Source organism: Moheibacter sediminis (genome assembly GCF_900176425.1).
Classification (GTDB): Bacteria; Bacteroidota; Bacteroidia; order Flavobacteriales; family Weeksellaceae; genus Moheibacter; species Moheibacter sediminis.
On record NZ_FWXS01000009.1, the window covers coordinates 112664 to 124869 of the forward strand.

At 35.5% G+C, this 12206-nt stretch carries 15 protein-coding genes, 1 tRNA gene and 1 riboswitch; of the genes, 9 read left to right on the forward strand and 7 right to left on the reverse strand.

Annotated elements, in window-relative coordinates:
- Positions 1-72 precede the first annotated feature (72 nt).
- From B8977_RS12880 to B8977_RS12895, 4 genes are all read left to right on the forward strand, one after another.
- Positions 73-1326: a Y-family DNA polymerase gene (locus B8977_RS12880; protein ID WP_084018164.1), complete on the forward strand. Its 1254-nt coding sequence runs from the start codon at positions 73-75 to the stop codon at positions 1324-1326.
- Positions 1323-2210: a tetratricopeptide repeat protein gene (locus tag B8977_RS12885; RefSeq protein ID WP_084018166.1), complete on the forward strand. Its 888-nt coding sequence runs from the start codon at positions 1323-1325 to the stop codon at positions 2208-2210. The genes B8977_RS12880 and B8977_RS12885 overlap by 4 nt, the downstream gene beginning before the upstream one ends.
- Positions 2207-2650, forward strand: a complete 444-nt coding sequence (locus tag B8977_RS12890; protein ID WP_084018168.1) for a LexA family protein — start codon at positions 2207-2209, stop codon at positions 2648-2650. Before B8977_RS12885 ends, B8977_RS12890 begins: the two co-directional genes overlap by 4 nt.
- A 110-nt stretch (positions 2651-2760) precedes the next feature.
- Complete coding sequence (locus B8977_RS12895; RefSeq protein WP_245828557.1) at positions 2761-3189, forward strand: hypothetical protein; 429 nt, start codon at positions 2761-2763, stop codon at positions 3187-3189.
- A 248-nt stretch (positions 3190-3437) separates the two neighbouring features.
- Here the strand turns inward: B8977_RS12895 and B8977_RS12900 are convergent.
- From B8977_RS12900 to B8977_RS12915, 4 genes are all read right to left on the reverse strand, one after another.
- Positions 3438-3508, reverse strand: a tRNA-Cys gene (locus B8977_RS12900).
- 29 nt (positions 3509-3537) lie between these two features.
- Complete coding sequence (gene folB / locus B8977_RS12905) at positions 3538-3900, reverse strand: dihydroneopterin aldolase (protein WP_084018170.1); 363 nt, start codon at positions 3898-3900, stop codon at positions 3538-3540.
- Entirely contained in the window at positions 3901-4482 is a 582-nt protein-coding gene (locus B8977_RS12910) for a murein hydrolase activator EnvC family protein (protein ID WP_084018172.1), read from the reverse strand.
- A 69-nt stretch (positions 4483-4551) separates the two neighbouring features.
- Positions 4552-5148, reverse strand: coding sequence for a superoxide dismutase (locus tag B8977_RS12915; protein ID WP_084018174.1), 597 nt, complete (start codon positions 5146-5148; stop codon positions 4552-4554).
- 135 nt (positions 5149-5283) lie between these two features.
- Here B8977_RS12915 and B8977_RS12920 point away from each other — a divergent pair, with 135 nt between their 5' ends.
- Positions 5284-6510: a serine hydrolase domain-containing protein gene (locus B8977_RS12920; RefSeq protein ID WP_084018176.1), complete on the forward strand. Its 1227-nt coding sequence runs from the start codon at positions 5284-5286 to the stop codon at positions 6508-6510.
- A complete protein-coding gene (locus B8977_RS12925) occupies positions 6485-7183 on the forward strand; it encodes a 3'-5' exonuclease (RefSeq protein WP_084018178.1) in 699 nt (232 codons plus the stop codon). Before B8977_RS12920 ends, B8977_RS12925 begins: the two co-directional genes overlap by 26 nt.
- Here B8977_RS12925 and B8977_RS12930 read toward each other — a convergent pair.
- A complete protein-coding gene (locus B8977_RS12930; protein WP_084018180.1) occupies positions 7180-8583 on the reverse strand; it encodes a hemolysin family protein in 1404 nt (467 codons plus the stop codon). The two genes, B8977_RS12925 and B8977_RS12930, sit on opposite strands and share 4 nt — an antisense overlap.
- Before the next feature lie 208 nt (positions 8584-8791).
- Here B8977_RS12930 and B8977_RS12935 point away from each other — a divergent pair, with 208 nt between their 5' ends.
- The 3 genes from B8977_RS12935 (at position 8792) to nadD (ending at position 11618) form a co-directional block, all read left to right on the forward strand.
- Positions 8792-10483 carry an ABC transporter ATP-binding protein gene (locus B8977_RS12935; RefSeq protein ID WP_084018182.1) on the forward strand — a complete coding sequence of 564 codons (1692 nt, stop codon included), beginning with the start codon at positions 8792-8794 and terminating at the stop codon, positions 10481-10483.
- A gap of 37 nt (positions 10484-10520) precedes the next feature.
- A riboswitch (Fluoride riboswitch) is annotated at positions 10521-10587 on the forward strand.
- A gap of 23 nt (positions 10588-10610) precedes the next feature.
- Positions 10611-10988, forward strand: a complete 378-nt coding sequence (gene crcB, locus B8977_RS12940; RefSeq protein WP_084018184.1) for a fluoride efflux transporter CrcB — start codon at positions 10611-10613, stop codon at positions 10986-10988.
- Positions 10989-11045: 57 nt separating this feature from the next.
- On the forward strand, positions 11046-11618 hold the full coding sequence (gene nadD, locus B8977_RS12945) for a nicotinate (nicotinamide) nucleotide adenylyltransferase (protein WP_084018186.1): 573 nt from the start codon (positions 11046-11048) through the stop codon (positions 11616-11618).
- Here nadD and B8977_RS12950 read toward each other — a convergent pair whose 3' ends face one another.
- Together B8977_RS12950 and B8977_RS12955 are read right to left on the reverse strand one after the other, a co-directional pair.
- Positions 11619-11846 carry a DUF3820 family protein gene (locus B8977_RS12950; RefSeq protein ID WP_394334477.1) on the reverse strand — a complete coding sequence of 76 codons (228 nt, stop codon included), beginning with the start codon at positions 11844-11846 and terminating at the stop codon, positions 11619-11621.
- Complete coding sequence (locus B8977_RS12955; RefSeq protein WP_084018188.1) at positions 11846-12205, reverse strand: rhodanese-like domain-containing protein; 360 nt, start codon at positions 12203-12205, stop codon at positions 11846-11848. The genes B8977_RS12950 and B8977_RS12955 overlap by 1 nt, the downstream gene beginning before the upstream one ends.
- Between the last annotated feature and the right edge of the window lies 1 nt (position 12206).

A 12206-nucleotide genomic window follows, 5' to 3' on the forward strand; every position in this document is an offset into this window, starting at 1 on the left:
CATTCCTGAAAAATTTAATTTCATATTGAATAAATTCAGCAATTTAACAAAGCTTGTAGCTAACTTTGTGAAATGTATGCTTTGGTAGATTGTAATAATTTTTACGCTTCTTGTGAAAGGGTGTTCAATCCTTTGCTGGAAGGAGAGCCTGTGGCAATTTTGTCCAATAATGACGGCTGTGTAATTTCCCGAAGTGACGAAGCAAAACCTTTTGTTCCGATGGCAGCTCCCGCTTATAAATATGAGGAAGAATTCAAAAAAAACAATATCCATGTTTTTTCCTCCAACTATCCCTTGTATGGAAGCATGAGTAACCGCGTGATGAACATCCTCAATACTTTTACGCCTGATTTAGAGATATATTCCATAGATGAAGCATTTCTTCATTTTAAAGGGTTTGAAGATTGTGATTTTTATTCTTCAGGAATTGAAATGCGCGAAAAAGTTAAAAAATATACAGGAATGCCCATCAGCGTAGGGTTTGCGCCGACAAAAGCATTGAGTAAAGTTGCGAATAAAATCGCCCGTAAATTTCCTGAGAAAACATCCGGTTGCTATGTAATTGACTCTGAAGAAAAAAGAATCAAAGCTTTGAAATGGATTAAAATTGAAGACGTCTGGGGAATTGGACGGCAGATTTCTAAAAAATTAATTTATAAAGGAATTAATAATGCATATGAATTTACACAATTACCGGATGATTTTGTGCGCCGAGAGTTTTCAATCGTTGCCCTGCGTCTAAAACAGGAGCTGCAAGGAACCTCAACTTTGACTTTGGATGAAATTTCCCAGAAAAAAAGCATCGCGACTACGCGTACTTTTGAGCGAAGCGTGAAAGATTTTCAAGATGTGAAAGAACGAATTTCTACTTTTTCTTCATCATGTGGAGAGAAATTGAGAAAACAAAGATCCTATTGCAACGCCATCATGGTTTTCATCAAAACCAATACCCACAAAAAGGACCAAAATCAATATAGAAACGGAATCGTCGTCTCTCTGCCTTACCCGACAAACTCAGATATTACTTTGTCACAATACGCCAACATTGCACTCCAATCGATTTTTCAAGAAGGTTACCGCTACAAAAAAGCGGGTGTTGTCGTTTTAGATTTGGTGCCGCAGGAAGATTTTCAGTTAAATCTTTTTGTAAATGAAGATGCAAGACATTTCAAGCTGATGAAAACCATGGATAAATTAAACCGAAAAATGGGCGAGAAAAAAGTAAAATTGGGCTCACAGGATTTGAAAAAAACATGGAAGATGAAACAAGACCGCCTCTCGCCTAAATATACAACCAATTGGAACCAGTTATTAGAAGTTTTATGAAAGATTTTAAATTAATGTGCTTTGCTTTTGTTCTTTTTTCGGGAGTACTATATTCTCAAACGGAACAACAAGTTTATAATTATTTCAAAGGCATTTCTAAAGAAAAAGGATTTGAAAAACTTGATTCCTTAATTAATATGAGCAATAAAAAAGAGGATGTAATTTATTTAAAGGCATTGGTAGCTTCAAATGTTTACGATGATTATGAAGTTGCGATTTTAAGTTATGAACAATATCTGGAAGTCATCTCTGATACGCTTTCTAATTCTATGGTTTATTTGAATTTATGTAAAAATTATTACAAAATAGGACAAACAGAAAAGGCCCAACAATTCCTCAAAAAAGCAGAAGAAATCAACCCCGAAAACCCATATATTCTACATGAATTAGGCTATATGATAGATGAGTACACTCCAGAAAATCTAGAGATTCAATATAAATATTATGAAAAAGCATTGCAAAATGCTTATAAATTTGAATATAGTAAAAAGGACAAATTTTTAGAACCGATGATTTTAGGAAATATTGGTTTTAATCTTTATCATCAGAAAAGGACAGAGGAATCGGAAGCCTATTTGCTCCAATCTGTTTCTATAAAAGAAGATAAGAATGTATTTAATAATTTAGCGAATACCTATCAAAGGCTTGGCAAATACGACAAAGCTTTGCAGTATTACAATAAGACGCTTTCTATCGACCCTAAATATTTATATGCAATTAATGGAAAAGCCAATACCTATTTCCGACAAGGAGATAAAGAAATGGCTTGTAAATTTTGGGAAGAAGCCTTGAAATCAGGATATGAATACCAAGATGAATGGAATGCTCAATATGACATAGAAAATCCAAAAACTCTTGTGGAAAAACATTGTAATAAGAAATGAAAAAAAAATTTTCTTTAGACGACGAACTCGAATTTATTCCTTTCAAAACAGAAGGAAACAAAATTTATGTAAATTATTACCGCGATGAAATCCAAGCCGGATTTCCTTCGCCTGCAGATGATTTCATCGAACAGAAATTGAGTTTGGACGAAAGATATTTATCGCATCCTGATTCTACATATTTGGTGAGAGTCAAAGGAAATTCCATGTCCCCGACATTGTTGGAAAAGGATATTTTGATCGTGCGTTCTGATGTAGATTTAACCCAAAATAAAATTGCGATTGTTTCTATAAATAAAGCGGCTTTTACAGTAAAACGGATTGATATTAATAAAAAACAACTGATTCCCGACAATCAATCTTTCTCTAAAATCCCTATTGGAGAAAATGACACACTTCGTTATCTCGGCGTTGTCATAGCGGTTTTTAGAGATTTATAGCAGCCTCTTTCAGGGTAATTTATAACAATTAAGATCTATTTGGCACGGTTTTTTTATAATTTAATAGTGTATGGCGTTCAAAATAAACGCTTTAATTAAAACTATTTGTTATGAAAAAATTAATGTTATTATCAGTAATGTCAGTTCTGACAATGTCTTTTCTGACTTCTTGCGACAACAAAAACCCGAATAATGTAAATGATTCCGATATGGATACAATAGTTCCTATGGTTGATGAAACTGAAGATACTTTGGCTACAAGCGGAATGGAAACTAAACCTGAATTGGAAAATACAGATTTGGTGGCATCTGGAACTTATACCGGAACGGCTAAACAGGTTGATGCTGCAGAAAAAGAAATCTATGTGGAAACAGGCGATGGGAAAACATTGGAATTGTATCTAACGGAGGAAACTAAAATCACCAAAAACGGACAGTCTTCTACTTTTGACAATTTAAAAGAAGGTGGAAAGGTAGAAGTTATGGTAGAAAACAAAGGAGACAAATTGGATCCGAAATCTGTAAATATCATGGAATAAATATCTGTATTTGAATAATTTATTGCACAGGAAATGAATGTTTTCTGTGCAATTTTTATTTATCAATAAATTAAATTAATCTAAATGGAAAGCAAAGCAGTATTATATTTAAAAATTCTGAAATAATGATGATTAACATCAACTCACCCTTTTGCTTGTCCAGTCAGGATTATAAAAGGCTAGAGTTCCTATGATAAATTTTTTGAAAAATTATTGACTGAAGTTGATGAGATTTGTAAGTAAAAAAGAGGTTCCGAGCGGATTCGAACCGCTGTAGCAGGTTTTGCAGACCTGAGCCTAGCCACTCGGCCACGGAACCTTTAAGGATTGCAAAGATATAAAATTCTGCTAAACAGAAAATTTCTTTTCCATAACAATACTAACTTTTTCTACATTTCCTCCGATCGGCGGATTCATTTTTGAAAATTTTACTTTGGCGAAACTGATTTGAGGAAGTTCATTATGAATTCTTTGCAAAATTCTTTCCGTCACTGTTTCCAATAATTTTGAACGAATAAGAACTTCTTCTGATACAATTTTATTTAAATGAACATAATCTACAGTGTCGCTCAATTCGTCTGTCTGAGCGGATTTTGACAAATCTGCATCAATTTCCAAATCAACCAAATAATCCGAACCTATCAAAGCTTCTTCTTCCAAACAACCATGATTGGAGTAAATTCTTATATTTTCTAAAATGATTTTTCCCATTTATTTTCTGTTTTTATGTATAAATCTTGAAGGATTGATGTAGCCAGTTACATCTTCTGAATATCCTTTTCCAATTGGCATCCCCACTTTTTCTCTGATTTCAAAGTGCAAATGAGAAAGATACTTTCCATGGGCATTGCCGATGGTTCCTATTTTCTGTCCTTTTTTTACGGTATCTCCTTCTTTTACAAATATCTCATCACAATGTGCATAAAGAGATTCAATTCTTTCTCCTGATTTTAAAGTATGAACAACTCGTATTACATTTCCCCATCCGCCTTTTAAATCTTCTGCAAAACTCACTTTTCCATTAGCAATTACATAAATAGTATCCCCTAAATCGGTATCTCCGCCACCCTTGCCATTCCAGTCTTCTCCTAAATGATTATTCTTTCCGAAATGCTGAGCATCATAGTAACCATCACCGTCAGGCTTTCCAGCCGGAAAATCAAATCCATCTGCCACCAGAGTATTTTCAAGATTATTTGCTAAAACCTCCCTTGCTTCTTCCGCAGAAACAGATTCTTTTCCACAGGATAAAATTACAAATGAAGAAATTAAAATAATAGAAAGTTGTTTCATGTTTACAAAAATAAAAAAGTAGAAAGGGTTACTTTCTACTTTACTAAACCTATTTACACTGAAATTATTTTATCCTTTATACAATTCCGCAACTTTGTCCCAATTTACCACATTGAAAAATGCAGAAACATAGTCTGGACGGCGGTTTTGATAATTCAAATAATAAGCATGTTCCCAAACATCCAATCCTAAAATCGGAGTTCCTTGTACATCGGCTACGGGCATCAAAGGATTGTCTTGATTAGGTGTTGAAGTAATGGCTAATTTCCCATCTTTTACAATCAGCCAAGCCCATCCAGAACCGAAACGAGTTGCAGCTGCTTTTGCAAATTCTTCTTTGAATTTGTCAAAAGAACCAAATGCTTCGTCGATTGCCTGAGCCAGTTCCCCTGTCGGCTGTCCGCCACCATTCGGGCTCATCCATTCCCAGAAAAGATTGTGGTTGTAAAAACCTCCACCGTTATTTCTAACTGCTGGTTTATCTGTTCCTTTTACTAATATTTCTTCGATTGAAAGTCCTTCCAAATCAGTACCTTCAATAGCTGCGTTTAAGTTTGTAGTGTACGCCGCATGGTGTTTCCCATGATGGATTTCCATCGTTTTTGCATCTATGTGTGGTTCCAATGCATCAAACGCATACGGTAATTTTGGTAATTCAAATGCCATGATTTTATGGTTTTAAATGTTAATATGAATGTTTGAACCCAAATATAAGGCGCATTTTCTCAATTTGTGTGAAGATTAAATTAAAACTTCTGATGAGTGGATAAATTTTCTAAATTGCACTAAGAAAATATTCAAATGTCCAGATTCAGAAAAATCATATTGAGAACGCTTCAGGTAATTCTAGGAATTCTACTGTTGCTGGTTGCGATTTTATACATTACCGGAAACGATTACATCATCCGCGGCGTACAATTGACTTATATGAAAGGACATAATACCGCCAACATAGATGATTACAAAGATTTTGATAATAATTTAATTCTTGCGGACAAGCCTCAGCGATGGGAACAGCATGAACTTTTCAATAAAATTCCTCTGACCGATACACTTCAGAATGAATTGGAAAAATTCAAATCCGTTGGATTTTTTGTAGCGAAGGACGGAAAAGTTTTGTTGGAATATTATTGGGATGGGTATTCAAATGAAAGCCACACAAATTCATTTTCCATGGCAAAATCTGTGATTACAATGTTATTGGGAAAAGCAATTGAACAAGGTTACATCAAATCATTGGATCAGCCGATTACAGACTTCCTGCCTGAATTTAAAGATGATGAATTTGGAAAATTGTGTACAGTAGGTGATTTGTCTGCTATGACTTCCGGCTATGACTGGCTCGAAGATTATTATCTCCCATTAAATCCTTCTGCAAAAGCATATTACGGCGATCAAATTGAAAAACAGATGCTCAGTAGAAAATTCATTCAAAAGCCAGGAGGAGATTTCAATTATCTTTCAGGCGATACGCAACTTTTAGCGATTGTTCTTCAGAGAGCTACAAAAAGAAGTGCTTCACAATATTTACAGGAAGAATTCTGGCAGCCGATGGGAATGGAGGAAGATGCTTATTGGTCCAAAGACCGAAAAGACGGCATGGAAAAAGCTTTTTGTTGTTTAAATTCTAATGTGCGTGATTTTGGAAAATTAGGACAATTATTGTTGCAGAATGGAAAATGGAACGGAAAACAAATTCTGGATTCAGCTTTTGTGCAAAAAATGATCACACCTAATTACAAAGCCTTCAAGAAAGGTCAGCCTGCGAGTTATGGATATTCCATCTGGACGGATTACGAGCATCAGCCGAATTTTTACGGATTGATGGGACATCTCGGGCAGCGTGTGATTGTCGTTCCGAGTGAAAATTTGATCATTGTAAGATTAGGGCATGAAAAAGACAAGAGAAATTTAAACAAAGGATTTCTTGATACAGATACTTATTATTTCGTAGATGAAGTAATGAAAATGCTCAAAAACCACAACCTCTTAAACTCACAAAATGCTAAAAAAGATTCCCTCCCATAAAGTTTTATTCCTTGACATCGAAACCGTTCCGCAAGTCGGAAGTTGGGACAAACTAAGTCCTGAATGGCAAAATTTATGGTCAAAAAAAGTCGAAAAACAGCTGCCGGAAGACGAAACTGCAGAAGTTTTTTACGGAAAGCGTGCAGGGATTTTAGCAGAATTTGGGAAAATCATCTGCATTTCCTGCGGGATTATAACGGCTGAAAACACATTGAAGCTCAAAAGTTTTTATGGCGATGATGAGGTAGATATTTTGCTTGGATTCAATAAATTAATTCATGATAATTATTTCAAATCAGATTTAATTCTTTGCGCACACAACGGAAAAGAATTTGATTTTCCATTTCTGGCAAGAAGAATGCTCATCAACCAAATTGAAATTCCAGCCATATTAAATTTACAAGGCAAAAAACCTTGGGAAATTCAGCATCTCGACACGATGGAGTTATGGAAATTCGGAGATTACAAACATTATACTTCACTGAATTTATTGGCAGCTGTCTTGGGGATTCCCACACCAAAAGACGACATCGATGGTTCACAGGTCGCGTCAGTTTATTATGAAGAAAATAATTTGGAACGCATCAAAATTTACTGCGAAAAAGACGTTTTAACCGTTGCACAGATTTTCAGAAAATTCCGTGGAGAAGATTTATTGGAAAGAGAGGATTAATTTTCCTCTCCCGTTTCTTCTACCAGATGATTCAGCGTAAGTTCCACTCTTTCAACAGAATTTCTGTACATTTTGATAATTTTGGCTGAATAATCATTCAGTTCCAAAATGTCTCCGACTTTCAATTCCTGATCCGGGAAATGCTCTGCAAGTAAACCTGCCAAAGTATCGTAATGTTCGCTTTCTTCAAATCGATAAGGAATGTGGCGGTTGATATCAGACAAATTGAAATGCGCATTGACAGAATAAATTCCTTCTGAAATCTTAATTACAATCGGATCTTCATTGTCGTATTCATCCTGGATTTCACCTACCAATTCTTCCAAAATATCTTCCATGCTCACGATTCCGGTCAGCTCCCCAATTTCATTGGTTACGACTGCCATTTGAATATGTTTTTTCTGAAATTGTTTCAATAAATTCTTGATTTTTGCACTTTCAGAAATGAACAAAGGCTTGCGCAAAATATTATTGAAACTCGTTTCTTCCGGATTTTCCAAAGTCAATTTCACCAAATCTTTGGTGTAAAGAATTCCTTTTATATTGTCCAAAGATTCTTCAAAAACAGGATAACGCGAATAGCCTTCATTAATCACAAAATCAATCGCTTCTTTCACAGTCGTATTTACATCTACAGCCGAAACGTTTTTACGTAAAGTCTGAATATTATTTACTCTTCTGTCGTCAAATTCAAAAACATTTTGTATAAGGTCACGTTCAGTTTCTTCAATCGCGCCACCTTCCTGGCTTTCCATGATGATCATTTTCAATTCTTCTTCCGAATGAATTTCTGAACCATGAATCGCACGGATACCAAATATTCTTAAAATGAAATTCGCCAAACCATTCATCAACCAAATTACCGGTTTAAATACAAAATAAAACACTCTCAAAGGCCAAGCAATTGTAAATGTGGTTTTTGCCGGAAATTGTATTGCGAGAGACTTCGGAGCCAATTCACCAAATACAATGTGTAAAATAGTAATTACAGCAAATGCACCATAAATTGCAGTTTTATTAGCAAATGAAGCCCATTCAGGTCCAGTTAATCCAACTGCATCAAAGGCTTTAATCAATAAAGGACCAATTGCACCTTCTCCTACGAAACCTAATCCAAGTGAGGCTAATGTAATACCCAGCTGTGTTGCAGCGAGATAAGAATCTAAATTATTAACAATCGTTTTTGCAGTTTTGGCAATTCCAGGGCTTAAATCTGTACGTACATCGATCTGTGAAGTACGGATTTTTACAATTGCAAATTCCGCAGCGACAAAAAAACCGTTTAAGAATACCAGAAAAATTGTGAGAATTAGTTTCCAAACAGAAACATCATGTGAAATGAGTCCGCCACCAGGCACGCCGGCAGCAAAAATAAATGAAAGTATGGGGTCTGCGTCCATTAAATAAAATTTACAAGGCAGTCTCTGTTTGTTTTTTTAGAAGACTATAAACTTTGTTTATTAATGGTTGGAATTAACTCAACCAAAAACCTTTGCAACAAAAATAGAATAATTTCGTTGAATTCCAAATAGTAGATGCAGAATTACTTCAATCTCACATTCTAAATATTTGCTTAAATTTCCACTTTCAAAAAATCAATTTGTTCAAATGCACCCATCAGCTTTGGAAATCCGAAATTTATCACTTTCATTCGGGGAAAATGAAATTCTAAAAAATGTATCATTTTCTGTCGGCAAAGGGAAAATTTTAGGCGTGGTAGGCGAATCAGGTTCGGGGAAATCCATTACTTCCTTATCGATTATGGGACTTTTGAACAAAAATGCAAAAGTTTCAGCTGAAAGCCAGATTTTATTTCATTCTGAATCGGAAACGATTGATTTATTAAAATTAAATTCCGAAGAAAAAAGAAAATTTCGCGGAAATGAAATCGGAATGATTTTTCAGGAACCGATGACTTCTCTAAATCCGAGCATCCGATGTGGTGAGCAGGTCGAAGAATCGATTCGTTTGCATTTAAAATTTAATAAAGAACAAGCTAAAAAACGCGTCATCGAACTTTTTCAAAAAGTACTTTTGCCTAATCCGCAACGAATTTATAAGGCTTATCCGCACGAACTTTCGGGTGGACAAAGACAACGTGTGATGATCGCAATGGCCATCAGTTGCGAACCGAAAATCCTGATTGCGGACGAACCTACAACTGCTTTAGATGTGACGGTTCAACGTACAATTTTGGAATTAATTCAAAAATTACAGCAGGAAAGCGGGATGAGCTGCATTTTCATTTCGCATGATTTGGGTGTAATTTCTGAAGTTTGTGACGAGGTTGTCGTGATGTACAAAGGGGAAGTCGTGGAAAGTGGAAACGTGCAGGAAATTTTTCAAAATCCAAAAGAAAATTATACCAAAGGTTTGATTGCATGCCGTCCTCGATTGGATGTTCGTTACAAAAAATTACCGACCATTCCCGATTATCTTAAAAACCCGGAATATCAACCGGAAATTTATTCCAATCAAGAAAGGAGTGAAGACCAAGAGGAAATTTATGCGAAACCGCCGATTTTAGAAGTTAAAAATTTATCTAAATATTTTTATACAAAACCTTTTCTTTTGGGGAATCCCGAAATTTCTGTGAAAGCGGTTGATGAAATCAGTTTTAAGGTTTACCCAGGGGAAACAATGGGTTTGGTAGGCGAGTCCGGAAGCGGAAAAACTACTTTGAGTCGTGCCGTTTTGTTATTGGAAAAACCAACCTCCGGCGAGATTTTTTACAATGGAAAAGACATCGCAAAATTACCCAAAGAGGCAATCCGAAAACTCAGAAAAGACATCCAAATTATATTTCAAGATCCATATTCCAGTTTGAATCCGAGGTTAAATGTCGGTGAAATTTTGACCGCGCCGATGAAAGTTCATTCCATTGGAAAAAATCAGAAAGAACGATTGGAAAAAGCAGGGAATTTATTGGAAAGAGTGGGTTTGAATGCATCAGATTTGAAAAAGTATCCGCACGAATTTTCCGGTGGACAACGCCAGCGAATCGGTATTGCAAGAGCTTTAGCTTTGAATCCTAAATTCATTATTTGTGACGAAAGCGTTTCGGCACTGGATGTTTCTGTGCAAGCGCAGGTTTTGAATTTGTTGAATGAATTAAAAGAAGAATTCGGATTTACTTATATCTTTATTTCGCACGATTTGGCGGTCGTCAAATTCATGAGTAATCAGCTTTTGGTTATGCAGCACGGTGAATTAAAAGAATTGGGTGATGCAGATGAAATTTATGCCAATCCAAGTACCAATTATACCAAAGAATTAATCGAAGCAATTCCGAAACTTTAATTTACTTCAATACTTTTTGAAAAAATATTATATTTGGAAAATAAAAGGAAATGGTGTTCTTCCTTACCCAAACCGCGTAAATCGCTGATGACGCCTGATTTTTAAGATTAATTTTAATCAGGCAGATATGTTAAAATCTTTAATATTTATAGGAATTGGCGGGGCAGCAGGGAGCATCTTGCGTTTCCTCGTTTCTCATTTTACTAAAAAATTCTGGAACGGAGAATTTCCGTTGGCAACCTTTTTAGTTAACCTTTCCGGTTGTTTATTGATTGGATTGTTCATAGGTGTGATGCTGAAATGGCAAAACCTCGGAACAGATTTTCGAATGCTTTTAATCGTTGGGTTTTGTGGCGGATATACTACTTTTTCTGCATTTGCTTTGGAGAATTTTGATTTGCTCAATTCCGGAAAAATATCGGTTACTTTGATTTATGCTTTGGCAAGCGTTATTTTAGGAATTGTATGTGTATGGGCGGGAATGGCTTTATCTAAGTTGATTTAGAAATAAATTTAAATTTTTCTTATCTCATATTTTGTGTCTAATGTCTAATTTTACAGCATGAAAATCGGACTTTATTTTGGATCATTCAATCCCATTCACATCGGACATTTAGTTATTGCCAATCATTTGCAGCAAAATTCAGATTTAGATGAAGTTTGGTTTGTCGTTTCGCCTCACAATCCATTCAAGGAAAAATCTACGCTGGCCAACGATTATGACCGGCTGCATTTGGTGAATTTGGCGATTGAAGATTATCCATATTTGCGTGCATCAAATATTGAATTTAATCTGCCCCAACCTTCTTATACGATTGATACTTTGGCTGTTTTGAAAGAAAAATATCCTGACGATGAATTTTCACTCATCATGGGAATGGACAATTTGAAAGGATTTCAAAAGTGGAAAAACCATGAGAAAATTCTGGATAACTATTCAATTTATATTTATCCGCGCGTTGGTGCAGAGCCTTACGAATGGTTAAATCATCCGAAATTTAATTTTGTAGAAGCACCGATTATGGAAATTTCATCCACATTCATCCGAAATTCATTCAAAGAAAAGAAAAACATCCGTCCGCTTTTGCCTATGAAAGTTTGGGAATATCTGGATGGCAGTTCGATGTATAAGTGATTATCTTAATTTTTTCAATCCTTCCAAAATTTCACCCAAACCATTGGTCTTGATTTCATAAAGTGTTGCCAATTGCATTCCTAATTTCCCTTCGGGAAAACCTTTTGCAGCAAACCACTCGAGGTAATAAGCCGGCAAATCACACAATATTCTCCCTTTGTATTTTCCAAAAGGCATCTGCGCGATGACCAATTCTTTTAAAATTTCAGGATTAGGTTGCTGCATCATTATTTTTTATAAGACGAATAACCATCTTTCAAATTCACGATATTTTTAAATCCATTGCGCAAAAGCCGCGAAGAAGCCTTCGAGCTACGCGTTCCTGCTTGACAGTAAACATAATACGTTTTTTCCTTGTCCAGTTTCTTTATTTCCGCATCGAAACCCTCACTGTTCACATCCACATTGATGGCATTCGGAATATAACCCTGCGCAAACTCTTCAGGAGTACGCACATCCAGTAAAACATTCTGCTCATCTGTGAAATCTACCTTGGAAAGATCTGTCACAGAAACAATTTCGTCCTTGTTTGGATTCTGATTACAGCTCAAAACCCCCACAAACAATAAAACCAATAAATACTTCATA